Raw genomic sequence first — 24,989 nt, 5'->3', positions numbered from 1 at the left:
GGCTCTGCGGTGCTGGTCAGCCCTTGACGGGGATCAGCAGCGGGGTGTTGGCCTTGGCGTCGGCGTAGCGCTTGGAGACGTCCTGCCAGTTGACGACGTTCCACATCGCCTCGATGAAGTCCACCTTCTGGTTCTTGTACTGCAGGTAGAAGGCGTGCTCCCAGGCGTCGAACACCAGGATCGGGGTGCTGGCGACGCCCACGTTGCCCTGGTGGTCGTAGACCTGCTCGACGACGAGGCGGCCGCTGACCGGCTCGTAGGCGAGCACGCCCCAGCCGGAGCCCTGCGTCGCGGAGGACGCGAAGGTCAGCTGCTTCTTGAACTTGGCGAAGGAGCCGAAGGACTCGGTGATCGCGTCGGCGAGGTCGCCCAGGCCGTCCGCGGCGGTGGGCTCGCCGCCGCCCTCACCGGTCTTCGGGCTGGCCATGTTGTGCCAGTAGATGCTGTGCAGGATGTGGCCGGAGAGGTGGAACGCGAGGTTCTTCTCCAGCCCGTTCAGCGCGCCCCAGTTCTCCTTGTCGCGCGCCTCCGCCAGCTGCTCCAGCGTGGTGTTGGCCCCGGTGACGTAGGCCGCGTGGTGCTTGTCGTGGTGCAGCTCGATGATCTGCGGGTTGATCACCGGCTCCAGGGCCGCGTAGTCGTACGGAAGCTCAGGAAGCGTGTAGATGGCCATGCGTGTTATCCGGTCCCCTCAGCGTGCCAATCGCTAATTGCAATTAATGGGCAACTGCACGCTAGCAGTATCTATTCCGCAGCTCATGTAAGGGTTGCCTCTCTTGTCCGGACCTCCGGAACGCCGGAGGCCGGACCCATGCGATCGCATGAGCCCGGCCTCGTGGCGCGGTGGTGAGCGGGTGTCAGACCGCCGTGCGGGAGCCCGCGGCCCGGCGCTGGAGGAAGCCGCCGGTCGCCGCGAGGGCCACCGTCAGGCCGCCGGTGAACAGCACCTGCACCCGGGTGTCGGCGTCCCAGACCATCAGGCCCAGCACCCCGACCACCCCGGCGAGCGCCACCCAGGTCAGATAGGGGAAGCCCCACATCCGGACGACCAGCTTCGCCGGGTCCTCCCGCTCCAGGCGGCGGCGCAGCACGAACTGGGAGACCGCGATGAAGCCCCAGACCACCAGGATCACCCCGCCGACCATGTTCAGCAGCCAGGCGAACAGGGTGTCCGGGTACCAGTAGGACAGCAGCACGGTGACGAACCCGAACCCGGAGGAGGCCAGCACCGCGCGGCGCGGCACCCGGCCCGTCACCTTGCCCAGCGCCCTGGGGCCCTGGCCGCGGGACACCAGCGAGTAGGCCATGCGGGAGGAGCCGTAGATGTTGGCGTTCATCGCGGACAGCAGGGCGATCAGGATGACCACGTTCATGATCTCACCGGCCGCCGGGATGCCCAGGTGGTCCAGGGTGGCCGCGTAGGGGCCCTGCTCGGTGACCTTCGGGTCGTTCCACGGCAGCAGGGTGACGATCACCAGCATGGAGCCGACGTAGACGATCGCGATCCGCCACATGGTGGTCTTCACGGCCTTGGCCACGCCCCGGACCGGGTTCTCGGACTCGGCGGCCGCGATGGTCACCGTCTCCAGCCCGCCGTACGCCACCACCGAGGCCAGCAGGCCGACCAGCAGGCCGTCCACCCCGTTGGGCAGGAAGCCGCCGTCGTGCAGCAGGTTGGCGGTGCCGGGGGAGCCGCCGCTGCCCGGCAGCACGCCCAGCACGGCCAGCACGCCCAGCCCCAGGAAGAGCGCGATGGCGCCGATCTTGAGGGCGGAGAACCAGAACTCGAACTCGCCGAAGTTCGACACCGCCGCCAGGTTGGACCCGCAGAACAGCGCCATGAACACCAGCACCCACATCCAGGACGGGGTTCCGGGGAACCAGCCCGTCATGATGTGCGCGGCGCCGATGGCCTCGATGGCCACGCCCACGCACAGCAGGGTCCAGAACATCCAGCCGGCGGTGAACCCGGCCCAGGGGCCGATGGCCCGCTCGGCGTGCACCGAGAAGGAGCCGGAGGCCGGGTTGGCGGCGGACATCTCGCCGAGCATCCGCATCACGAACATCACGAGCAGACCGGACGCGGCGTAGGCGAGCACGATCGAGGGCCCGGCGGCGGCGATGCCGGCACCGGAACCGACGAACAGTCCGGCACCGATGACCCCGCCGAGGGCGATCATCGAAAGGTGCCGCTGCTTCAGTCCGTTGGACAGCTGGGGTCCGGGCTCACCGCCCGGGGTGGCCGGTCCGGCCGGAGCGGCCGGTGCGGTCTGCGTCTGGGTCTGGCTCATGGGCCCAGTCTGCCGACCGTCCGTTTATCGGACGTTTAATGTCCGGTATACGGACAGGAGGATGACCCGCGGTGACCGCGCCCCCACCCGCCGACCGCCCCCGGGACCCAGGACCGCCGTGGCGCCGGGGCCTACGTCCCGGAGGGCCGGGTCCTCAGCCCCGGCGGGCCCGCAGCTCCCGCAGACCCGCCACGGCCAGCACCGCGCCCGCCGCCCCCGCCGACCACAGCACCTGCGGCCGGGCCGAGTCGTCGGCCAGCATCAGCACCAGCACCGTCGCCATCCCGGCCAGCGCCACCCAGGTCAGATAGGGGAACGCCCACATCCGCAGGGTCAGCCGCTCCGGGGCCTCCCGCTCGATCCGGCGCCGCAGCCTCAGCTGCGCCACCGCGATCAGCGCCCAGACGAACAGCAGCACCGCCCCCACCGCGTTCAGCATGTAGAGGAAGATCGTGTCCGGCCACAGCAGGTTCAGCACCACCGAGACGAACCCGAAGGCCACCGAGGCGACCACCGCCCGGCGCGGCACCCCGCCCGGCGACACCGCCAGCAGCGCCTTCGGCGCCTCGCCCCGCTCGGCCAGCGAGAACACCATCCGGGAGGACCCGTAGAGGTTCGCGTTCAGCGCCGACAGCAGCGCCACGAACACCACCACGTTCATGATCTGTCCGGCCGACGGGATGCCGATGGAGTCCAGCACCTGCACGTACGGGCTCTTGCCCGGCTCCATCGAGGTCCACGGCAGCAGGGTCACGATCACCAGCATCGAGCCGATGTAGAAGAAGAGGATCCGCCACACCGCGCTGCGCACCGCGCGGGCCACGTTCCGGGCCGGGTCCTCGGACTCGGCCGCCGCGATGGTGACCACCTCCAGGCCGCCGAACGCGAACACCACGGCGAGCACCCCGGAGATCACCCCTTCCCAGCCGTTGGGCAGGAAGCCGCCCTGGCCGGTCAGATTGGCCATGCCGACCGGGTCGGTGTCCGGCAGCACCCCGAAGATCGCGAGGGTGGCCAGCAGGAGGAACAGGACGATCGCCCCGACCTTCAGGGCCGCGAACCAGAACTCGAACTCGCCGAAGTTCCGCACCGCGGCCAGATTGCTGACCGTGAACACCACCATGAAGATCAGCACCCAGACCCACTGGTCCACCGCCGGCACCCAGCCGTTGGCGATGGTCGCCGCCCCGGTGGCCTCCACCGCGAGCACCACCACCAGCAGGAACCAGTACAGCCACCCCGCCGAGAAGCCCGCCCAGCGGCCCAGCGCCCGCTCCGCGTGCACCGAGAAGGAGCCGGAGGCCGGCATGGCCGCCGACATCTCGCCCAGCATCCGCATCACCAGCATCGCGAGCACGCCCGCGAAAAGATAGGAGAGGACGATGCCGGGGCCGGCCACGGCGATGCCGGCGCCCGAGCCGACGAAGAGTCCGGCACCGATCACCCCGCCCAGGCCCAGCATGGTCAGATGGCGCTGCTTGAGGCCGTGGCCGAGGGGTTCCTCGGGAAGAACCGGCAGTGGTGCTTGTGACATCCCCACAGTGTCCCCGAGCGGGGAGCGGCCGTGCAAAACGGACGCCGCCCGACCAAACGCATCCGTGATCCCCGTCACGCTGCACTGTTCGGTCCGCGGGATTCCCGGGCGTGTTTGTGTGATCCCCACGAAGACCGCCGGTGCGGGTTGTGCCGGGACGAGGGTGTGACCGCCCGGTCACCGCGCATAGCGTCGAGCCGTCCCGCTTTCCCCGCAGCCCTGCACCCACCCGCGGAGTCCCAGATGAGCACTGCCCCCCTGACCGCCACCACCCGCCCCGGCCTGGTCCTCGCCGACCTGCTGCCGGCCGGCCGGGTCCGGGACGCCGCCCTGGTCGGCGGCGGCGCCGTGCTCACCGGGCTGGCCGCCCAGCTGTCCGTGCCGATACCCGGCACCCCGGTCCCGGTCACCGGCCAGACCTTCGCCGCGCTGCTGGTCGGCACCGCCCTCGGCGCCCGGCGGGGGTTCCTGGCGCTGGGCCTGTACGCCGCGGTCGGCGCGGCGGGCGTGCCGTGGTTCGCGAACGGCACCTCGGGCGCGGGCGGCGCCCTCTTCGGCTACGTCCTGGGCATGCTGCTGGCCGCCACCGTGGTGGGGGCGCTGGCCCGGTCGGGCGGTGACCGCTCGGTGCTCCGTACCGCCGGGACCATGGCGGTGGGCTCCGCGCTGATCTACGCGGTGGGCGTGCCCTACCTGATGGTCGCCATGGGGATGTCCCTCGGCGCCGCCGTCGCGGCCGGCCTCACCCCGTTCCTGATCGGCGACGCGCTCAAGGCCGCCCTGGCCATGGGTCTGCTCCCGGCCGCCTGGAAGCTGGCCGGCCGCCGCTAGCCCGACCCCGTCCGCCCGTACGGGAAAGAGCCCGGCCCCCGCCGTCGAACGGCGGGGGCCGGGCTCTTTTTCGCGCGGTGCGGTTCCGGGCTAGCCGCGGGCGGCGAGGGCCTTGCGGCGCCGGTCCAGGACGAAGCCCACGGCCACCACGAGCGCGGCGACCAGGGTGGACAGCATGACCACCTCGCGGTTGGCGTCGTCGAAGAACATGTAGCCGATCACGAACATGATCATCGCGGCGGTGGCCCAGGTCAGCCACGGGAACAGCCACATCTTCACGGTGACCTTCTCCGGGGCCTCCGCCATCAGGATCCCGCGCATCCGCAGCTGGGTGAAGCAGATCGCCAGCCAGACGAACAGCGCGATGGCGCCCGAGGAGTTCAGCAGGAAGTTGAAGACGGTGTCCTTGAAGGCGTAGTTGAAGTAGACGGCGACGAAGCCGAAGACCACCGAGCCCAGGATCGCGGCCACCGGCACGCCCTTGGCGTTGACCTTGGCGAAGGCCTTCGGGGCGTCCCCGCGCTCACCGAGCGAGAAGGCCATCCGGGAGGCCGTGTAGAGGCCGGAGTTCAGGCAGGACAGCACGGCGGTCAGGACGATGACCTCCATGATCCGGCCGGACTGCGGGATCCCGATCGAGTCCAGGGCGGCCACATAGGAGCCCTTCTCGGTGATCGAGGGGTCGTTCCACGGCAGCAGGGTCAGCACCACGAAGATCGAACCGAGGTAGAAGACGCCGATCCGCCAGATCACCGAGTTGGTGGCCTTGGTGACCGCGCGCCGCGGGTCCTCGGACTCGCCGGCCGCCAGGGTGACGATCTCGCTGCCCATGAAGGAGAAGACGACCATCAGCACACCGGTGAGGATCGCGCCCGCGCCGTTGGGCATGAACCCGCCGGTGTCGGTGAGGTGCGCCAGCCCGGCACCGGGGTTGTCCGAGCCCGGCAGCACGCCGAACACGGCCAGCAGGCCGACGATCACGAACCCGCCGATGGCGACGACCTTGATCCCGGCGAACCAGAACTCGAACTCGCCGTAGGAGGCGACGGAGCCCAGGTTGGTGACGGTCAGCACCGCCATCACGATCAGCGCCCAGGCCCACTGCGGGACGGCCGGGACCCAGCTCTCCAGGATCGCCGCACCGGCGGTGGCCTCCACGGCCAGCACGACCACCCAGAAGAACCAGTACAGCCAGCCGATGGAGAACCCGGCCCAGCGGCCCAGGGCGCGGTCGGCGTAGGCGGAGAAGGAGCCGGAGTTCGGGCTCGCGGCGGCCATCTCGCCCAGCATCCGCATCACGAAGACCACCATCGCGCCGACCAGCGCGTAGGAGACCAGGATGGCGGGGCCGGCCTTGGCGATACCGCCGCTGGACCCGACGAAGAGTCCTGCGCCGATGACGCCGCCGATGGCGATCATGGAAAGGTGGCGGTTCTTGAGACCGGCCTTCAAACCGTCGGAAGACTGGGGGGTGCCGGGGTCACCGGAAGCGCCGCCTGCCTTCTGAAGGGTCGTCGTGGAGCTCATGGACGGATCCTTAGGTTTCTCGGGTTACGAGCCCCGGCATTCAAACCCGTAATGAACACAGGCGGAAGACCTGAATCCGGATCGTTGCCGTGGGGCGAACGTCCGGGCCGTTGGTCCCGGAAGCCGCAACCCTGTCCCAACTGGGTTCTTTGGGATTACTTGAGCTTCCGGAGTGACCTACGCGACACCCGCCGCCGGACCGGACCGCCCCACGTGCCACACTCGGACCATGCGCGTGTACCTCGGATCCGACCATGCCGGCTTTGAGCTCAAGAACCACCTCGTGGACTGGCTCAAGAACAACGGCCACGAGCCCGTCGACTGCGGGCCCCACATCTACGACGCGGTGGACGACTACCCGCCGTTCTGCCTCCGTGCCGCGGAGAAGACCGCCGCGGACCCCGACGCCCTCGGCATCGTGATCGGCGGCTCCGGCAACGGCGAGCAGATCGCCGCCAACAAGGTCAAGGGCGTCCGCGCCATCCTCGCCTGGAGCGTGGACACCGCCAAGCTCGGCCGCGAGCACAACAACGCCAACGTGATCTCCGTCGGCGGCCGGATGCACACCGAGGAGGAGGCCACCTCCTTCATCGAGGCATTCCTCGCCACCCCGTACTCCGGCGAGGAGCGCCACACCCGCCGCATCGACATGCTCACTGCCTACGAGCAGACCGGCGAACTCCCCCCGATCCCCGCGCACCACCCCCAGCAGGGCTGACCGCCCCACCGACAGCCACCGACAGCCGCGGACAGCCGCAGACAGCAGGAGCAGTGCCGTGCCCGAGGGGCATACGATCCACCGCCTGGCCCAGGACCACGCCGACCGGTTCGCCGGACGCACGGTCCGGGTCAGCAGCCCCCAGGGACGCTTCGGCGACAGCGCGGCACTGCTCGACGGCCGGACCCTCGACGAGGCCGACGCCCACGGCAAACACCTCTTCTTGGGCTTCGGCGGCACCGGCTGGGTCCACATCCACCTCGGCCTGTTCGGCAAGTACGCCCTGGGCGAGGCCCCGGCCCCGCCCGCCACGGACACCGTCCGGCTGCGGATCTCCGACCACGGCCACTACTCCGACCTGCGCGGCCCCACCGCCTGCGAGCTGATCACGGACGAGGAGAAGCTCGCCATAGCCGCCCGGCTGGGCCCCGACCCGCTCCGCGCGGCCGACGACCCCGACCGGGCCTGGAACCGGATCTCCCGCTCCCGCACCACCATCGCCGCCCTCCTCATGGACCAGAAGGTCGTCGCGGGCGTCGGCAACGTCTACCGCGCCGAGGTCCTCTTCCGGCACGGCATCGACCCCTACCGGACCGGCCGGGACATCAGCCGCACCGAATGGGACACCGTGTGGGACGACCTCGGCGCCCTGATGCGCGAAGGGGTCCGCAACAACCGGATCGACACCGTGCGCCCCGCACACCTGCCGGAGGCCATGGGCCGCCCGCCCCGGGTCGACGACCACGGCGGCGAGGTCTACGTCTACCGGCGCGCGAACCTCCCCTGCCACATCTGCGGCACCGCGATCCGCACCGCCGACCTGGCGGCCCGCAACCTCTTCTGGTGCCCCACCTGCCAGCACCGCTGACCCTGGCCTGCCGGCACCGCTGACCCTGTCCGGCCGGCCAGGACACCCGGCCGGCCCGACGGGACGCGGTCAGAACCCGTGCGGCAGCCAGGGCTCCACATCGCCGCGGAAGGCACGGGTGGCCTCCGCCAGTGCGCCCGGCCGGAGCTCGGACACCCGGCCCGCCGCCGCCAGCGACGCCAGCGAGACCCCGCCCAGATAGGCCGCGCCCAGCTCCCGTACCGACAGCGCCAGGTCCGCCGGATCCTCCGTCCGCACGCACACCGCCCCGCCGGAGTCCCCGGTCAGCCGCCAGCGCCCCCCGTTCCACGGGCAGAACGCGTCCGACACCTCCAGCACCAGGTCCACCGGGGACCCGTACGCCCGGCCCGCCAGCGCCGCCGGCAGGTCCACCAGCCGGACGTGCATCGCGTCCCGCACCCGCGGCCGGCAGCGCCGCACGTCCGACACCAGCTGCAGCAGCGGCTCGTCCACCGGCCGCACCCGCGCCCTCACCCGTTCGGTGAGGTCGATGTCGAACAGGAACTGCCACAGCGCCGCGTACACCACCGGATCCGGGGCGTCCAGATCGCGCACCTCCACCACCCCCGCGGAACCGTCCGGGCCCCACTCCGGCTTCACGTGGTACCGGACGTACCCGGCCACCTCGCCGTCCGGGCCCTCGGCCACCACGCACTTCAGCGGGGACGCGCCCTCCCGGCCGGCCGGCGGATCCACCACCGCCGCCCGCTCCCAGCCCGGCTGCCGGACCGGCACCCCCGCCCGCCGCTCCGCCACCGACGCGTACACCCGTTCGCACTCGGGCAGCGACTTCTCCGGATCCACCGGCCGCAGCCGCACCGACTCCGCCCCCGCGGGCAGCGCCAGCCGCACCCGGGTGGTGTCGATGTCCAGCGACACCCAGTACGACCCGACGGCGTAGCCGAACCGGCCGTAGATCGCCGCCTCCGAGGCCGTCAGCACCGCCAGCGGCTCACCGGCCGCCCGGACGTCGTCCAGCTGGCGGCGCATCAGCGAGGTCAGGATGCCCCGCCGCCGGTGCGTGGGCGCCACCCCCACCATCGTCACCCCGGCCGCCGGCAGCACCCCGCCCCCCGGCACCGACAGCCGGAAGCCGAACGCCGAGGCCGAACCCACGCTGTGCTCGCCGTCCCACACCCCCAGCGACCGCTCCGGCTCGGTCAGGGACCGCCACAGCTCCCGCTCCTCCGCCGGCTCCGTGACACCGCCGAAGGCCAGCTCCAGCCCCTCGTACCAGACATCCCATTCCGCAGGGCGGAGGACTCGCATCTCATATGCCATAAGGCCATGCCTACCAGGGCAATACTCCTGAGTCGATCGGATTTAGGACCCGTTCCCGCACGGCCTCAGGGGGTACCCCTGCGCATGCACAGCAAGGATGGATAAGGTCCCCAGACAATGGCCCGAGCACGAGCGGAAACCCTCGCGGCCCGGTTGCGCAAGCTCTCGCACCGGGCCCGCACCGCCCTGCGCAGATCCGCCGTGGACTACTTCCGCGGCGACGCCTCCGACTGGCTGGCCTTCGCCGGACTGCTGCTCACCGTCCCCGCCATCACCTGCGGCACCCTGCTGCTGCCCGTCTGGTTCTCGCCCTCCGCCCTGGTCCTGCCGATCGTCGCGGGCGGCCTGCTGCTCCGCCCGGCCAGCCTCCTCACCCTCTACGCGGCCTCCGCCACCGCCCTGATCGTCGAGGCCCTGGCCCTCGGCCCGTACACCCAGGGACCCGCCCGGGTCACCCCCGGCACCGTCCTGGTGGTCGCCGCCTGCGGATTCTTCGGACTGGTCATCGCCCAGTTCCGCAGCCGCGTCGGAGTCCCCTGGAGACGCGGCGGCACCATGCTCTTCGACCTCCGCGAACGGATCCGGGTCCAGAGCGAACTGCCCGCCCTGCCCGCCGGCTGGCACCACGAGATGGCCCTCCGCCCGGCCGGCGGCCAGTCCTTCTCCGGGGACTTCGTGGTGGCCTCCCGCACCGGCCCGGCCGGCCGCACCCTGGAGGTCGTCCTCACCGACGTCTCCGGCAAGGGCATGGACGCCGGCTCCCGCGCCCTGCTGCTCTCCGGCGCCTTCGGCGGCCTCCTCGGCTCCTTGCCCCCGGCCGACTTCCTGCCCGCCGCCAACGGCTACCTGCTCCGCCAGGACTGGGACGAGGGCTTCGCCACCTCCGTCCACCTGGTCCTGGACCTGGAGACCGGGGACTACGAACTCCTCTCCGCCGGCCACCTGCCCGCCCTCCAGCTCTCCGCCGGCACCGGCCGCTGGCAGGAGCGCTCCGGCACCGGCCCGCTCCTCGGGGTCTACGACGGGGCCGAGTTCGAACCGGCCCGCGGCAACCTCGGCCCCGGAGACGTCCTGATGCTCTTCACCGACGGCCTGGTCGAAACCGCCGAACGGGAGATCAGCGAGGGCATCGACAGGCTCACCGGCGAGGCCGACCGCTATGTGGTGGCCGGCTGGAAGGGCGCCGCCTGGCACCTGATCGAGAAGGTCGCCAAGGACGTCAACGACGACCGCGCCCTGCTCCTGCTCCGCCGCTCCGCCTGACCGGCGGACCGGGCCCGCGGGGCGGGCCACTTCGCGGCGATTGGACCGTGGAGCGGGCCCCCGACCGCCCTACCGTGCCCCCATGGACGCCCATCTCGCCGCCGATCTGGCCCACCTGCCCGAACTCCTCGACCGCACCGCCCGGCGGGCCGCCGAGACCCTCGCCGCCCTGCCCGCCGCCCCCGCCGTACGCGACACCCCCCGGCCGCCCCCGGGCCCGCTCCCGGACCGGGGCGAGGGCCTGGCCGCCGCCCTGGAGGAGTTCACCGGCCGGTGGGCTCCCCACCTCTCCGGCTCGGCCGGCCCCCGCTACCTCGGCTTCGTCACCGGCGGAGCCACCCCCGCCGCCCTGGCCGGCGACTGGCTGACCGCCACCCACGACCAGAACTCCAACTCCGCCCTCGACGGGGCCGGCCAGGAACTGGAACGCCACACCGTCTCCTGGCTCCGCGAGCTCTTCGGCCTCCCCGCCGAACACACCGGCACCTTCGTCAGCGGCGCCACCATGTCCAACACCGTCGGCCTGGCCGTGGCCCGGGAATGGCTCGGCGAACGCCTCGGGGTCTCCCCGGCCCAGGACGGCGCCGCCGCCCTGGGACCCGTACGGGTGCTCTCCGGCGCCCCGCACTCCTCCATCGCCAAGGCCCTCTCCGTCCTCGGACTGGGCCGCAACTCCCTGGTCCGGGTCCCCACCCTGCCCGGCCGGGAGGCCGTCGACCCCGGCGCCCTGGACCGGGCCCTCGCCGACACCCCCGGACCCGCCGTGATCGTGGCCAACGCCGGCACCGTCAACACCGTGGACTTCGACGACCTCACCGCGCTGGCCGCCCTCCGCGACCGGCACGGCGCCTGGCTGCACACCGACGCCGCCTTCGGGGGGTTCGCCGCCCTCTCCCCGGACCACGCCCACCTCACCGCCGGACTCGGCCTCGCCGACTCCGTCTGCGTGGACCTCCACAAATGGCTGAACGTCCCCTACGACAGCGCCGTCCAGTTCACCCGCCGCCGCGACCTCCAGGCCCAGGTGTTCCAGAACTCCGCCGCCTACCTCGGCCCGCTCGGCGAGAACCCCGACCTGGTCCACCTCACCCCGGAGAACTCCCGCCGGCTGCGCGCCCTCGCCACCTGGTTCACCCTCCGCGCCTACGGCCGCCGGGGCCACCGCGAGATCGTCGAACGCGACATCGCCTGCGCCCACTCCCTGGCCGCCCACCTCACCACCCCGACCACCTCCGGCACGGGGACGTCGGGCGGCCGCGGCACCGCGTTCCGCCTGCTGGCCCCGGTCCGCCTCAACGTGGTCTGCTTCACCCTCGCCGAGGCCCCCACCCCCGAACGCCTCGCCGCCCTGAGCGCCGCCGTGGCCGAGGAGGTCTTCCTCACCCCCACCGTGTACGGGGGAACCGCCGCGCTGCGCGCCGCGTTCTCCAACTGGCGTACCACCGAAGCGGACGTACGCCGGGCCGCCGAGGCCCTCCACACCGCGGCGAAGGGACTCGTATGACACCGGACACCCCACCGGCGCCCCTCACCCTGCCCGAGGTCGAGGCACTGGCCCGCGCGGCCCACGCCGGCCAGCGGGACAAGTCCGGGCGCCCGTACGCCGAACACCTCGCGGCCGTCGCCGAGGGGGTCAGGACCCGCGGCGGAAGCTTCGAGCAGCAGGCCGCCGCCTGGCTGCACGACGCCATCGAGGACCACGCCCTCACCCCCGAGTGGCTGGCCGCCGCCGCACTGCCGCAGACCGCCAAGGACATGGTGCTGGCCGTCAGCAAACGCCCCGGCGAACCCCTGGAGGAGTACACCGCCCGGATCCTGGCCACCCCCGGCGCCCTCCTCGTCAAGGAGGCCGACCTCGCACACAACACCGACCCGGCCCGGCTGGCCGACCTGGACGAACCCACCCGCGCCCGGCTGACCGCCAAGTACACCCGGGTCAGGGCGCTCTTGGGCCTCTGAAAACCGCCGAGTTGGCAGAAAACGTCCCCACGGGGCGGATAGCCGGGGCCCGTTGGTGGCACGATGGTCCGTATGGGGGTGCGCGGCCGTGCCCTCGGGCCGACCAGGGGACGACCGAAGGTGTGATCAGTAGTGGCCATTTCGCTGTCAGTGGTGGTTCTGTTGGCGATCATCATGGTGGTGCTGATCCGCAGCAACCACATCAAGCCGGGCCCGGCCATCGTCGCCGTCCTCTTCGGATTCTTCCTGGCCTCCAGCTCGATCGCCCCCGAGGTCAACAACTTCCTCGACTCGCTGGCCGACACCATCGCCGGCATCAAACTCTGACCAGCGGCGCCCCCGCGGCGCCAGAACGCCTCAGGGCCGTCCGGAAGATCCTCCGGACGGCCCTGAGCCATGAGAGCGGGTGACGGGAATCGAACCCGCGTAGCTAGTTTGGAAGACTAGTGCTCTACCATTGAGCTACACCCGCACAGCGCGCGCCGCAGGTCAAGAGCACCGCGGCACGAACAGCATCCTAGCGGGTCCCGCCGGTCGCGCGCACACCCCATTCCGTGGCGGCCCGCCGGCCGTCCGGAAACACCGCCGGAAAAACCCTGCGCCGAGGACCCGTCGCGGGCATGTACCCTACGTGTCGCACCGACGGGGTGTGGCGCAGCTTGGTAGCGCGTCCGCTTTGGGAGCGGAAGGTCGTCGGTTCGAATCCGGCCACCCCGACCACCAGTACCACCACCCGCGATGATCGCGTTGTGGGCTGCTTCCCGCTTGCGGTTACTATGCAAGCTGCGTGCCCGTGTGTCTGATGTGCCGGGCCCAAATCCGCCGGACCGTTGCAGACCAGCGTCGGCGGCACCCCCCGAAGTCAGCCACAAGGAGACCGAACCGTGAAGAGCGCCGTGGAGACCCTGAACCCGACTCGGGTTCGGCTCACTGTCGAGGTGCCCTTCGAGGAGCTCAAGGACAGCCTCGACGCGGCGTACAAGAAGATCAACCAGCAGGTCACGGTGAAGGGCTTCCGCAAGGGCAAGATCCCCGCCCGGGTCATCGACCAGCGCTTCGGCCGCGGTGCGGTGCTGGAGGAGGCCGTCAACGACGCCCTCCCGAAGTTCTACACCGAGGCGGTCAACGAGGCCGACCTGAACCCGCTGGGCCAGCCCGAGGTCGACATCACGGAGCTGAAGGACGGCGAGCTGCTGGCCTTCACCGCCGAGGTCGACGTCCGCCCCGAGATCGAGATCCCGGACTACTCCGGCATCGAGGTCGAGGTCGACGCCGTCGAGGTGTCGGACGAGGACGTCGAGAAGTCGGTCGAGCAGCTGCGCAACCGCTTCGCCTCCACCAACGCCGTCGAGCGCGCCGCCGAAGACGGCGACGTGGTCACCATCGACCTTGAGGCCAAGGTCGACGGCGAGGTCCTGGAGGACGGCGTCGCCTCCGACGTGTCCTACACCATCGGCTCCGGCGAGCTCCTCGACGGCATCGACGAGGCCGTCAAGGGCCTGGAGGCCGGCGGCGAGGCCACCTTCTCCTCGCAGCTGAAGGGCGGCTCCGCCGAGGGCAAGGACGCCGAGGTCACCGTCAAGGTCACCAAGGTCTCCGCCAAGGAGCTCCCGGCCCTGGACGACGAGTTCGCCCAGCTGGCGAGCGAGTTCGACACCCTGGAGGAGCTGAAGGCGGACAGCCGCAAGCGCCTTGAGACCATGAAGCAGTACGACCAGGCCACCCAGGCCCAGGAGCGGGTGCTGGAGAAGCTCATCGAGCTCGCCGAGATCCCGGTCCCCGAGAAGCTGCTCGAGGACGAGGTCAACACCCGCAAGCACAACCTGGAGCACCACCAGCTCGGTCAGATGGGCCTCTCCATCGAGAAGTACCTGGAGTTCCAGGGCAAGACGGTCGAGGAGTTCGAGGCCGAGACCCGCGAGCAGGCCGTCAAGGGCATCAAGACCCAGTTCCTGCTGGACGCCCTGGTCAACAAGGAGAAGCTGAACGTCAACCAGGAGGAGCTCACCGAGCACCTCATGCGGCGCGCGGCCTCCTCCGGCATGTCCCCCGACCAGTTCGCCCAGGCGGTCGTCGAGGGCGGCCAGGTCCCGATGCTGGTCGGCGAGGTCGCCCGCGGCAAGGCGCTCGCGCTGGTCGTCGAGGGCTCCAAGGTGACCGACACCAACGGTGAGCTCGTCGACCTGTCCGACGAGGACGAGGACGAGGCCGCCGAGTCGGCCGCCGAGGTCGTCGAGGCCGCCGCCGAGGGCGACGCCGAGGCCAAGTAAGCACTTCCCGCGGCCTTTCGGGGCCGCGGCGGAAGGGCCCGTACGCGTGTGCGTCCGGGCCCTTCCGCGTCCCCGCGCCGGACCTGACACACCTTGCGCTCCGAGCGAACAGTTCGGGAAGCGGGATGGCGTTGTCCGACCTGCGCGTTAGGGTCCATGACTATGGGGGCACTGCCCTCCGAACGAGACGCTGAGACGGCACGTGAGCCGTCGGAGACGAGCAGGTGGATACGTGACGAATCTGATGCCTTACGCCGCGGGTGAGCCGTCCATCGGTGGCGGCCTCGGCGACCATGTCTACAACCGGCTGCTCGGCGAGCGGATCATCTTCCTCGGCCAGCAGGTCGACGACGACATCGCCAACAAGATCACCGCGCAGCTCCTCCTCCTGGCCGCCGAGCCGGAGAAGGACATCTACCTGTACATCAACAGCCCCGGTGGCTCGGTGACGGCCGGCATGGCGGTCTACGACACCATGCAGTACATCCCGAACGACGTGGTCACCATCGGCATGGGCATGGCCGCCTCGATGGGCCAGTTCCTGCTCACCGGTGGCGCCAAGGGCAAGCGCTTCGCCCTCCCGAACACCGACATCCTGATGCACCAGGGTTCCGCGGGTATCGGCGGCACCGCCTCGGACATCAAGATCCAGGCCCAGTACCTGCTGCGCACCAAGCAGCGGATGGCCGAGATCACCGCGCTGCACTCGGGCCAGACCGTCGAGGCGATCATCCGCGACGGCGACCGCGACCGCTGGTTCACCGCCGAGGAAGCCAAGGACTACGGCCTCATCGACGAGATCATCTCGGCCGCGTCCAACGTTCCGGGCGGCGGCGGCACCGGGGCCTGATCCCCCGGTCCACCCGTACACGGACAGCCCCAGCCCGCAGAACGCCACCAGGATGGTGAAACCCCAGATGCACATGAACAACCTCTCTCCCGCCGGCGGCCTCTACACCGGCCCGCAGGTGGACAACCGCTACGTCATCCCGCGCTTCGTGGAGCGCACCTCGCAGGGCGTGCGCGAGTACGACCCGTACGCGAAGCTCTTCGAGGAGCGCGTGATCTTCCTCGGCGTGCAGATCGACGACGCCTCCGCCAACGACGTCATGGCGCAGCTGCTGTGCCTGGAGTCGATGGACCCGGACCGCGACATCTCCATCTACATCAACAGCCCCGGCGGCTCCTTCACCGCGCTGACGGCCATCTACGACACCATGCAGTTCGTGAAGCCGGACATCCAGACGGTCTGCATGGGCCAGGCGGCCTCCGCCGCCGCGGTGCTGCTCGCCGCCGGCACCGCCGGCAAGCGCATGGCGCTGCCGAACGCCCGTGTGCTCATCCACCAGCCGTCCGGCGGCACCGGCCGCGAGCAGCTCTCCGACCTGGAGATCGCGGCCAACGAGATCCTGCGCATGCGCGACCAGCTGGAGACCATGCTGGCCAAGCACTCGACCACCCCGCTGGAGAAGATCCGCGAGGACATCGAGCGCGACAAGATCCTGACCGCCGAGGACGCTCTGGCCTACGGTCTGATCGACCAGATCGTCTCGACCCGCAAGAGCAGCGCGGTCTGATACTTGCACGGGGCCCCGCGGCGGGGCCCCGGCAAGGTACCGTCGGATATGAGGCACCAGGAGCGCTGAACCAGGCGTCTCCCAGGCGAAGGGGAAGCACCTCGTGGCACGCATCGGTGACGGCGGCGACCTGCTCAAGTGCTCGTTCTGCGGAAAGAGCCAGAAGCAGGTGAAGAAGCTCATCGCAGGACCCGGTGTGTACATCTGCGACGAGTGCATCGACCTCTGCAACGAAATCATCGAGGAGGAACTCGCCGAGACGAGCGAGGTGCGCTGGGAAGAACTTCCCAAGCCCCGCGAGATCTACGAGTTCCTGGAGAGCTACGTCGTCGGCCAGGAGCCGGCGAAGAAGGCGCTCTCCGTCGCGGTCTACAACCACTACAAGCGGGTCCAGGCCGGCGAGAACGGCGGAGCGCAGGGCCGGGACGACGCGATCGAGCTCGCGAAGTCCAACATCCTGCTGCTCGGCCCGACCGGCTCCGGCAAGACCCTGCTGGCGCAGACGCTGGCCCGCATGCTCAACGTCCCGTTCGCCATCGCCGACGCGACGGCGCTGACGGAGGCCGGGTATGTGGGCGAGGACGTCGAGAACATCCTGCTCAAGCTGATCCAGGCGGCCGACTACGACGTCAAGAAGGCCGAGACCGGGATCATCTACATCGACGAGATCGACAAGGTCGCCCGCAAGAGCGAGAACCCGTCGATCACCCGTGACGTCTCGGGCGAGGGCGTCCAGCAGGCCCTGCTGAAGATCCTGGAGGGCACCACCGCCTCCGTCCCGCCGCAGGGCGGCCGGAAGCACCCGCACCAGGAGTTCATCCAGATCGACACGACGAACGTGCTGTTCATCGTGGGCGGGGCCTTTGCCGGCCTGGAGAAGATCATCGAGTCCCGGGCGGGTGCCAAGGGCATCGGCTTCGGCGCGACGATCCGCTCCAAGCGGGAGATCGAGGCCAGCGACCAGTTCCAGGAGGTCATGCCGGAGGACCTGGTGAAGTTCGGGATGATCCCCGAGTTCATCGGCCGTCTGCCCGTCATCACCTCGGTCCACAACCTGGACCGGGAAGCCCTCCTGCAGATCCTGATCGAGCCGCGGAACGCGCTGGTGAAGCAGTACCAGCGGCTGTTCGAACTGGACGGCGTGGAGCTGGACTTCGAGCGCGAGGCACTGGAAGCCATCGCGGACCAGGCCATCCTCCGGCAGACCGGCGCGCGCGGCCTGCGCGCCATCATGGAGGAGGTCCTGATGTCGGTGATGTACGAGGTCCCGTCCCGCAAGGACGTGGCCCGCGTGGTCATCACCGCCGACGTGGTCCGCTCCAACGTGAACCCGACCCTGGTCCCCAGGATCGTCCCCAAGGACCAGGGCCCCCACGAGAAGTCCGCCTGACACCCCGCTCATCCGAAAGGGGCGCCCCGGGAGACCCCGGGGCGCCCCTTCGGCGTGCTGCGGCGGTGCTGGGCTACTTCTTGACGCGGGCCGTGTTGTAGAGCTTGGCGGCCAGTTCGGCGGCCTGGTCCAGGGTGAAGCCGTTCTTGTTGGTCATGACGGCGCCCAGGTCCATGGGCATCACCATGCCCATGGTGCTGTAGTCGGTCCAGATGCACACCGACACCGAGAACTCCTTGGGGGCCATCGGGTTGTCGGAGGCCTTCTTGGGCTTGAACTTGGCCTCCTGGCACTTCATCAGCGCGCCGTCGAAGCCGGCCGGCGCCTTCGACTCGGCGCTGCCGACGAAGGCGACCTCGTTGTCCTTGTCCTCCTTCTCCGCGCTGGCCTTCATCAGCGCGAACGAAGCGTCCAGGGTCTTGGCCGGGTCCTCGATCTCGCCGTACAGGCCGGTGAAGTTGAGCACCTTGGCCGCGAGCGGGTTGGTCTTGACGTCACCCGCCTGGTAGGCCTGCGTGGCCTGCTCGGGGTTCTTGATCCCGATGCCCTCGGCCTCCTTCTTGTCCTTGTCGTCGAAGGAGCCGGAGGAGTCCTTCTCGTCCTTCTTGTACTCGCCGACCGACTCCGGCGGGACGATCTTGTAGCCCTTGGTGGAGGCCGCGACATCGCTGTTGCCCGCGCTGTCGCCGCCCAGCAGCAGGTAGCCGCCGCCCGCGATCACCGCTACGGCGGCGACGGCCGCGACCACGATCAGGCCGGTCTTGGACTTCTTGGGGGGCTGGCCGTACGGCGGCTGCTGCGGGACCTGGCCCGGCTGCTGCGGGTAGCCGTAGGCGGGCTGGCCCTGGGGCGGGGTGCCGGGCTGCTGGGGGTAGCCGTAGCCGGGCTGGCCCTGCTGCGGGGGGACGCCCTGGGGCGCCTGCTGGGGGTAGCCGTAGCCCGGCTGGCCCTGCGGCGGCTGGCCGTACGGGTTGGGCTGCTGCGGCTGCTGCCCGCCGTAAGGGTTCGGCTGCTGGCCGTACGGGCCGGGCTGGTTGTAGCTCATCTCTGGGTCCCCCTATGAGGATTCTTATCTGCTCCACACATCCTGTCGGAAGCCGGGCCCGGCCGGGGCGCCGGGGTGCCAGGCGTTACCGAACTACGACGCCGGGACCTCCAGGACCCCGCGCAGCGCCTTCGCCCGGTCTGCGAGTTCGGCGATGGTGACGGGAGCGTTCTCGACGGGGACGGTCACCGTGACCAGGGAGCTGTGGTCCGCCCACATGCACAGCCGGAGCGTCCCGGATCCGATGGCCAGGGGGCCGCACCGCATCGCGCCGCCCGCCGGGCTGCCCGCGTCGTGTTCGGAGATCTCCGACTCCTCGACCCCCAGGGACACCAGCCCGGCGGCCACCTCCCGGCCGGGGTCCTGGTCGGTGAACCGTCCGGAGGCCCCGCTGACCACCAGCCGGGCGGTGCCGGCCGTGTCGGCGTAGACCACCGCCAGCTGCCGGGTCCCGGGCTTCTGCGGTCCTTGGCCCTTCCTGATCGCCTCCACCCGCGGGCCGGAGTCCTGGAGCGTCAGCCCCTGGAACGATGCGGGCGGCACCAGCTCGTAGCGGCCGGCGTCCGCCGGGAGCGGGTCGTCTTCGAGGAGGGCTCCCATGGCGAGCCGGCCGAGCGCCAGCCCCGCCCCGAGGGCGAGCACGGTCAGTGCGATCTTGAGGATCCTCCGGCCCCTGGTGGGCGGAGGGGCGAGGGGTTCGAGTCCGGGCACGAGGGCCGGGACCGGGGGGAAGGGGGCGGTGGACGGGAGCGGCCCACCGGGCTCCCGCGGGTTGTCTGTCATGTTCTGGATGAGACGCGAACGCCCACGGCCGGTCAACGGCCCGCTGTCGCGCGGTATCGATTCGTAACGGGGGGACGGCCCGCCGTATCCTGGGCCGGTGACCGAGAACACGCAGACACCCAGCAGCCCCAACTCCGAACTGCCGACCCAGTACGCGCCGGCCGAGGTAGAGGGGAAGCTCTACGAGCGCTGGGTAGAGCGTGGGTACTTCGAGGCCGACGCTTCGAGCGACAAGCCCGCGTACACCATCGTCATCCCGCCGCCGAACGTCACGGGCAGCCTGCACCTGGGCCACGCCTTCGAGCACACGCTGATCGACGCCCTCACCCGCCGCAAGCGCATGCAGGGCTTCGAGACCCTGTGGCAGCCCGGCATGGACCACGCCGGCATCGCCACCCAGAACGTGGTCGAGCGCGAGCTCGCCAAGGAGGGCAAGTCCCGCCACGACCTGGGCCGTAGCGCCTTCGTCGAGCGGGTCTGGCAGTGGAAGGGCGAGTCCGGCGGCCAGATCTCCGGCCAGATGCGCCGCCTCGGCGACGGCGTCGACTGGTCGCGCGAGCGGTTCACCATGGACGAGGGCCTCTCCGAGGCCGTCCAGACCATCTTCAAGAAGCTCTACGACGACGAGCTGATCTACCGGGCCGAGCGCATCATCAACTGGTGCCCGCGCTGCCTCACCGCGATCTCCGACATCGAGGTCGAGTACCAGGACGACGACGGCGAGCTGGTCTCCATCCGCTACGGCGACGGGGACGACGCCATCGTCGTCGCCACCACCCGCGCGGAGACGATGCTCGGCGACACCGCCGTGGCCGTCCACCCCGAGGACGAGCGCTACCGGCACCTGGTCGGCACCGAGATCGAGCTGCCGCTCACCGGCCGCCGCATCCCGATCGTCGCCGACGAGCACGTCGACCCCGAGTTCGGCACCGGCGCGGTCAAGGTGACCCCCGCGCACGACCCGAACGACTTCGAGATCGGCCAGCGGCACGGCCTGCCCAACCTCGCCGTCATGGACGAGCGCGCGGTCATCACCGCGCACGGCCCCTTCCAGGGCCTGGACCGCCTCGAAGCCCGCTCCGCCATCGTCGCCGCGCTGCGCGCCGAGGGCCGGATCGTCGCGGAGAAGCGGCCGTACGTCCACTCGGTCGGCCACTGCTCGCGCTGCAAGACCACCATCGAGCCGCGGCTGTCCATGCAGTGGTGGGTCAAGGTCGGCCCGCTCGCCAAGGCCGCCGGTGACGCGGTCCGCGACGGCCAGGTCAAGATCCACCCGCAGGAGATGGAGAAGCGGTACTTCGACTGGGTCGACAACCTGCACGACTGGTGCATCTCGCGCCAGCTGTGGTGGGGCCACCGGATCCCGGTCTGGTACGGCCCGAACGGGGAGATCGTCTGCGTCGGACCGGATGAGCAGCCGCCGACGGGCGAGGGCTGGCACCAGGACACCGATGTCCTGGACACCTGGTTCTCCTCCGGCCTGTGGCCCTTCTCCACGCTGGGCTGGCCGCGGCAGACCGAGAGCCTGGCGAAGTTCTATCCGAACTCCGTCCTGGTCACCGGCTACGACATCCTCTTCTTCTGGGTCGCCCGGATGATGATGTTCGGCATCTACGCGATGGACGGCACCCCGCCGTTCCACACCATCGCCCTGCACGGCATGGTCCGCGACCAGTTCGGCAAGAAGATGTCCAAGTCCTTCGGCAACGCGGTCAACCCGCTCGACTGGATGGACGAGTACGGCTCCGACGCCGTCCGCTTCACCCTGGCCCGGGGCGCCAACCCCGGGGTCGACGTCCCGATCGGCGAGGACTGGGTCCAGGCCTCCCGGAACTTCGCCAACAAGATCTGGAACGCCACCCGCTTCGCGCTGATGAACGGCGCCACCATCGAGGGCGAACTGCCCCCGGTCGAGCAGCTGTCGGCCACCGACCGGTGGATCCTGTCGCGGCTCAACAAGACGGTGGCCGAGGTCGACGCCTACTACGAGGACTACCAGTTCTCGAAGCTGTCGGACTCGCTCTACCACTTCGCCTGGGACGAGGTCTTCAGCTGGTACGTCGAGCTGTCGAAGACCACGTTCTTCGCGGGCGGCGAGCAGGCGCGGGTGTCCGGCCGGGTCCTCGGTGAGGTCCTGGACGTGATGCTGCGGCTGCTGCACCCGGTGGTCCCCTTCGTCACCGAGACCCTGTGGACCACGCTGACCGGGGGCGAGTCCCTGGTCATCGCCGACTGGCCGGCCGACAGCGGGTTCCGTGACGAGGCCGCCGAGGCCGAGATCCTCCAGGTCCAGGCCGTGGTCACCGAGGTCCGCCGGTTCCGCAAGGAGCAGGGGCTCCAGGACGGCCAGAAGGTCCCGGCCCGGCTGGACTTGGCCGGCACCGCGCTGGCCGCGCACGAGGCCGCGATCCGGCAGCTGCTGCGGCTCCAGCCGGAGGGCGCGGAGTTCAGCGCCACCGCCACCCTGCCGGTCGCGGGTGCCACGGTGGCCCTCGACCTCTCCGGCACCATCGACGTGGCCGCCGAGCGCAAGCGTCTGACGAAGGACCTGGGCGCGGCCGAGAAGGAGAAGCAGCAGGCCGAGGGCAAGCTCGGGAACGAGGCGTTCCTGGCGAAGGCCCCGGACAACGTGGTCGACAAGATCAAGGGCCGGCTGGCGAAGGCGGAGGCGGACATCGCCCGTATCCAGGCGCAGATCGCGGCCCTCCCGGCCGGCTGATCCGAGCCCGCCCGCTCCGCCCGTTCCACCGCTCCGCCCGTTCCGTACGAAGGGCCCGGACCTCATGGTCCGGGCCCTTCGGCGTGCGGTGGGGGAGTCGGCTCAGTGCTCCTGGTGCGTGGTGGGGCGGCGGCGCCGGGACGGCAGGAGCGGGGCGCCGAACAGCAGCAGGGTTCCCACGGCGGTGCCGACCAGGCCCGTCCCCAGGCCCGGCGGGTTGTAGGTGCAGGAGATCCGGTCGGCCCCGGCCCCCAGCGGAACGCCCAGCAGGCCCTGGTAGGAGACCGGGGCGCGGTGCGGGCCGTCGCCGGCCGAGCAGGTCCAGCCCTGCGCGGCGGTGGTGGCGATCACGGCGGTGCCGGTGGAGGAGGGCGGGAGTGTGGCGCTGATGGTGTGGCCGCCGGTGCGTACGGAGCGGGCGCCGGTGGAGGTCAGCTGGTCGACCCGGGCGTCGAGGGCCGCGGTGTCCAGGCAGCCGAGGGCGTGGGCGGGGAGGAGCTGGCCGTCGCCGGCGGCCCGGACCTTGATGTCGAAGCGGCCGTCGGCGGGCACCCGGGCCAGTTCGGTCAGTCCGGCGAGGACCCGCGGCGGGTCGCCGAGGAAGAGCTGCTTGGGGCCCTTGCCGCCGCGGACCACGGCGTCGAGTTCGGGGGCGTGGAGGAAGGCCCGGCTGCCGGGGGCGCAGTGGGCGGTGAAGACGGTCCACTGGTCGGTGTCGGGTCCGGGGGTGGTCTCCACCACGGGTTCCGCGGCGCGTTCCAGGCGGAACGCGGAGCCGTCGGGGGTGCGTTCGCCGCCGGGGCCGGAGGTGTGGCGGAGTTCGGGGACGGTGTAGACCCGGGCGCCGAGCGCGGCCTGCTGGCGGGCCCAGACGGTGCCGGCGGGTGCCCCGTACGCCTGGTCGGTGCCCGCGGGGCGGACGGTGACCAGGGGCGGGGCGGGGCGGGTGAACACGCGGACGTGGTCGGTGTCCACCGCTTCCAGGGCGGCGGCCAGCGGCTGGGCGGGCCAGCGGAGCACCCGGGTGTGGCCCGGGTTGTAGGGGGCCAGGACGGCGTTGACGCCGAGCAGGGTCTGGAGGACCGGGTCCTCGGCGGGCAGCAGGTGCCGGCCGCCCATCCGGTAGCCGAGGCCGAGGTCGCGGAGGCCGGTGGCGGTCTCCACGCTGACGTAGCTGCTGTAGTAGGAGCCGCCCTGGCCGCCGAGCAGCATGGGGTCGTTGTTGGTGACGTACACCCCGGCGCCGGGGTCGGTGCGGCCGGCCGGCCAGCTGTTCTGTTCGGTCAGGGCCTGGTGGGCGTTGGTGCCGAGCAGGCGCATGGTCTCGGTGCGGTCGGGGCCGCGCAGCCGGGGGTCGTGCAGGACGGTGACCCCGTAGACGGCGTACGCGGTGCTGGCGGCCACCGCGGCGGCGAGCAGGCCGACCACGGCGATCCGGGCGGGGCGGCGCAGGCCGCGGGAGTAGAGCAGGGTCAGCAGGGTGACGGCGGCGCCGCCGGCCACGGCGGTCCGCAGGGCGTACTCGTTGACCGGCTGGAGGTCGCGGGTGGCGAGGACCAGGGCGGCGAGGAGTGCGGCACCGCCGAGCAGGGCGCGGGGGCGGGGCATGTGGGCCAGGCAGATCCAGGCGGCCATCACCATGAGCCCGCTGAGGACGAAGGACTCGCGGAACGGGGCGCCGTGCGGGAGGGTCATGCCCTGCCAGAGCTTCGCGGTCGGGGTGATCACGAAGGAGGCGGCGGTGAGCGGCAGCAGGGCGAGCCAGGCGGCCCGTTCGCGGCGGCGGACCCGGGACTGGAACGGCAGGGCCAGCACCAGCAGCAGGCTGAGGACGCCGGCGAAGACGTTGGGCGCGGGGTGCTCGGGCAGGGTGCCCGGGAGGAGCATCGACAGGTAGGTGAGGGGTTCGGTGTCCACGCTCACCACGAACTGGTCGGTGGGCTGGGACTGGGCGTCGGCCAGGCCGCAGACCAGGACGGCGGGGGCGGCCAGCAGGAGTCCGGTGCAGGTCATGCCGGCGGCCCGGCCCAGGGCCCGCAGCCGGGTCCGGTGGTCGGTCTCGGCGATCAGCAGGCGCAGCCCGAGGACCAGGGCGGCGGCGAGGGTGGCCATGGCGGCGGTGTAGAAGTTCGCGAACCAGCAGAGGGCGACGGCCAGGCTGCCGAGGACCCAGCGGCGGCCGGTGAGGGCCCAGTCGGCGACCAGGCCGAGCAGGGGCAGGGCGACCAGGCCCCAGGTCCACATCGGGACGACGGTGCCCTCGACGACGCCCCAGCCGCAGACCGCGTACCCGACGGAGAGCAGGGCCCGCAGCCAGGGGGAGCCGGGGCGCAGCCGGCCGAGGAAGACGGTCATGGTGGCGGCGGCCAGGCCCATGCTGAGCAGGCTGACCAGGAAGACGGAGAATTCCGCGTCGGAGCGGGAGAACAGTCCGGTCAGCCAGGAGAAGGGATTGGTGAGATAGGTGAGGAAGTCCCCGAGGAATCCGACTCCGTATCCGCTCTGCCAATTGAAGAGGACGTCGCCCTGGGCGGTGCCGTGCTGGAGGTCCCAGAGATAGGTGTGGAATGGGACGTACTGGTGGCGCAGGTCGTTCACGGCCCGCGGGGTGCTTCCGAAGGGGTAGGTGCCCTGGGCGGCGAGTCCGGCGCAGTAGGCCGCCATGGACAGCAGTGCGGCGGCCAGCGGGGCCAGGATTCCGGCCGTCCGGCGGCGCGGTGCCGGTGCTGCGGGTGCGGCGGGTACGGCCGCCGGTCCGGACGGGCGGCCCGTGTCTGGGCGCGTCGGAGCAGGAGTGGTCGGAGCGGTGGTCATCGATGGAATTCCTCAAGCCCTTGGCTGGTGTTGCGTCCCCCCGGCCGGCCAGTCCAAGGGCCGTCGGCATTACTCATACTAATTGTCCGTCGGGTGGG

At 71.1% G+C, this 24,989-nt stretch carries 20 protein-coding genes and 2 tRNA genes; 13 read left to right on the top strand and 9 right to left on the bottom strand.

Annotated features, from left to right (window positions below; genetic code table 11):
- Positions 1-16: 16 nt before the first annotated feature.
- The 3 genes from ACZ50K_RS03820 to ACZ50K_RS03810 form a co-directional block, all read right to left on the bottom strand.
- Positions 17-673: a superoxide dismutase gene (locus tag ACZ50K_RS03820; RefSeq protein ID WP_468897005.1), complete on the bottom strand. Its 657-nt coding sequence runs from the start codon at positions 671-673 to the stop codon at positions 17-19.
- Positions 674-857: 184 nt separating this feature from the next.
- Positions 858-2,291 (bottom strand): amino acid permease, encoded by a 1,434-nt coding sequence (locus tag ACZ50K_RS03815; RefSeq protein WP_468897003.1) that lies wholly within the window; start codon positions 2,289-2,291, stop codon positions 858-860.
- Positions 2,292-2,445: 154 nt separating this feature from the next.
- Positions 2,446-3,825, bottom strand: coding sequence for an amino acid permease (locus tag ACZ50K_RS03810; protein WP_468897001.1), 1,380 nt, complete (start codon positions 3,823-3,825; stop codon positions 2,446-2,448).
- A gap of 243 nt (positions 3,826-4,068) precedes the next feature.
- Between ACZ50K_RS03810 and ACZ50K_RS03805 the strand changes: the two genes are divergently transcribed.
- Entirely contained in the window at positions 4,069-4,656 is a 588-nt protein-coding gene (locus ACZ50K_RS03805) for a biotin transporter BioY (protein ID WP_468896999.1), read from the top strand.
- 90 nt (positions 4,657-4,746) lie between these two features.
- On the opposite strand, the gene ACZ50K_RS03800 is transcribed toward ACZ50K_RS03805, so the two are convergent.
- On the bottom strand, positions 4,747-6,183 hold the full coding sequence (locus ACZ50K_RS03800; RefSeq protein ID WP_468896997.1) for an amino acid permease: 1,437 nt from the start codon (positions 6,181-6,183) through the stop codon (positions 4,747-4,749).
- A gap of 229 nt (positions 6,184-6,412) precedes the next feature.
- Between ACZ50K_RS03800 and ACZ50K_RS03795 the strand changes: the two genes are divergently transcribed.
- Together ACZ50K_RS03795 and ACZ50K_RS03790 are read left to right on the top strand one after the other, a co-directional pair.
- Positions 6,413-6,901 (top strand): ribose-5-phosphate isomerase, encoded by a 489-nt coding sequence (locus tag ACZ50K_RS03795; protein ID WP_468896996.1) that lies wholly within the window; start codon positions 6,413-6,415, stop codon positions 6,899-6,901.
- A 58-nt stretch (positions 6,902-6,959) separates the two neighbouring features.
- Positions 6,960-7,769 (top strand): Fpg/Nei family DNA glycosylase, encoded by an 810-nt coding sequence (locus tag ACZ50K_RS03790; RefSeq protein ID WP_468896994.1) that lies wholly within the window; start codon positions 6,960-6,962, stop codon positions 7,767-7,769.
- A 69-nt stretch (positions 7,770-7,838) separates the two neighbouring features.
- On the opposite strand, the gene ACZ50K_RS03785 is transcribed toward ACZ50K_RS03790, so the two are convergent.
- Complete coding sequence (locus ACZ50K_RS03785) at positions 7,839-9,071, bottom strand: GNAT family N-acetyltransferase (protein WP_468896992.1); 1,233 nt, start codon at positions 9,069-9,071, stop codon at positions 7,839-7,841.
- Positions 9,072-9,188: 117 nt separating this feature from the next.
- Between ACZ50K_RS03785 and ACZ50K_RS03780 the strand changes: the two genes are divergently transcribed.
- The 4 genes from ACZ50K_RS03780 to ACZ50K_RS03765 all read left to right on the top strand — a co-directional run bounded on the left by ACZ50K_RS03780 (position 9,189) and on the right by ACZ50K_RS03765 (position 12,620).
- On the top strand, positions 9,189-10,334 hold the full coding sequence (locus tag ACZ50K_RS03780; protein ID WP_468896990.1) for a SpoIIE family protein phosphatase: 1,146 nt from the start codon (positions 9,189-9,191) through the stop codon (positions 10,332-10,334).
- An 82-nt stretch (positions 10,335-10,416) separates the two neighbouring features.
- Positions 10,417-11,838 carry a pyridoxal phosphate-dependent decarboxylase family protein gene (locus ACZ50K_RS03775; RefSeq protein ID WP_468896988.1) on the top strand — a complete coding sequence of 474 codons (1,422 nt, stop codon included), beginning with the start codon at positions 10,417-10,419 and terminating at the stop codon, positions 11,836-11,838.
- Positions 11,835-12,293, top strand: a complete 459-nt coding sequence (locus ACZ50K_RS03770) for an HD domain-containing protein (RefSeq protein ID WP_468896986.1) — start codon at positions 11,835-11,837, stop codon at positions 12,291-12,293. The genes ACZ50K_RS03775 and ACZ50K_RS03770 overlap by 4 nt, the downstream gene beginning before the upstream one ends.
- Positions 12,294-12,425: 132 nt before the next feature.
- Positions 12,426-12,620 carry a hypothetical protein gene (locus ACZ50K_RS03765; protein WP_468896984.1) on the top strand — a complete coding sequence of 65 codons (195 nt, stop codon included), beginning with the start codon at positions 12,426-12,428 and terminating at the stop codon, positions 12,618-12,620.
- Positions 12,621-12,694: 74 nt separating this feature from the next.
- On the opposite strand, the gene ACZ50K_RS03760 is transcribed toward ACZ50K_RS03765, so the two are convergent.
- Positions 12,695-12,765 (bottom strand) — tRNA-Gly (locus ACZ50K_RS03760).
- 171 nt (positions 12,766-12,936) lie between these two features.
- Between ACZ50K_RS03760 and ACZ50K_RS03755 the strand changes: the two genes are divergently transcribed.
- From ACZ50K_RS03755 to clpX, 5 genes are all read left to right on the top strand, one after another.
- Positions 12,937-13,013: transfer RNA gene (locus ACZ50K_RS03755), tRNA-Pro, on the top strand.
- 164 nt (positions 13,014-13,177) lie between these two features.
- Positions 13,178-14,563: a trigger factor gene (tig, locus tag ACZ50K_RS03750; protein ID WP_468896983.1), complete on the top strand. Its 1,386-nt coding sequence runs from the start codon at positions 13,178-13,180 to the stop codon at positions 14,561-14,563.
- 232 nt (positions 14,564-14,795) lie between these two features.
- The gene (locus ACZ50K_RS03745) at positions 14,796-15,413 is read left to right on the top strand and encodes an ATP-dependent Clp protease proteolytic subunit (protein WP_468896981.1); all 618 of its coding nucleotides are present in this window, start codon (positions 14,796-14,798) and stop codon (positions 15,411-15,413) included.
- A 73-nt stretch (positions 15,414-15,486) separates the two neighbouring features.
- Entirely contained in the window at positions 15,487-16,140 is a 654-nt protein-coding gene (locus ACZ50K_RS03740; protein WP_468897214.1) for an ATP-dependent Clp protease proteolytic subunit, read from the top strand.
- A gap of 103 nt (positions 16,141-16,243) precedes the next feature.
- Positions 16,244-17,530: an ATP-dependent Clp protease ATP-binding subunit ClpX gene (gene clpX, locus ACZ50K_RS03735; protein WP_468896979.1), complete on the top strand. Its 1,287-nt coding sequence runs from the start codon at positions 16,244-16,246 to the stop codon at positions 17,528-17,530.
- A 73-nt stretch (positions 17,531-17,603) separates the two neighbouring features.
- On the opposite strand, the gene ACZ50K_RS03730 is transcribed toward clpX, so the two are convergent.
- The gene (locus ACZ50K_RS03730; protein ID WP_468896977.1) at positions 17,604-18,575 is read right to left on the bottom strand and encodes a hypothetical protein; all 972 of its coding nucleotides are present in this window, start codon (positions 18,573-18,575) and stop codon (positions 17,604-17,606) included.
- Positions 18,576-18,668: 93 nt separating this feature from the next.
- The gene (locus ACZ50K_RS03725) at positions 18,669-19,358 is read right to left on the bottom strand and encodes a hypothetical protein (RefSeq protein ID WP_468896975.1); all 690 of its coding nucleotides are present in this window, start codon (positions 19,356-19,358) and stop codon (positions 18,669-18,671) included.
- Positions 19,359-19,455: 97 nt separating this feature from the next.
- Between ACZ50K_RS03725 and ACZ50K_RS03720 the strand changes: the two genes are divergently transcribed.
- Positions 19,456-22,077 (top strand): valine--tRNA ligase, encoded by a 2,622-nt coding sequence (locus ACZ50K_RS03720; protein WP_468896973.1) that lies wholly within the window; start codon positions 19,456-19,458, stop codon positions 22,075-22,077.
- Positions 22,078-22,179: 102 nt separating this feature from the next.
- Here ACZ50K_RS03720 and ACZ50K_RS03715 read toward each other — a convergent pair whose 3' ends face one another.
- A complete protein-coding gene (locus ACZ50K_RS03715; RefSeq protein ID WP_468896971.1) occupies positions 22,180-24,891 on the bottom strand; it encodes a YfhO family protein in 2,712 nt (903 codons plus the stop codon).
- Positions 24,892-24,989 lie beyond the last annotated feature (98 nt).

This window comes from Streptomyces sp. NPDC033845 (genome assembly GCF_055576225.1).
The sequence above is the reverse complement of the archived record's forward strand: the minus strand, read 5'-3'. Positions and strand labels throughout refer to the sequence as shown.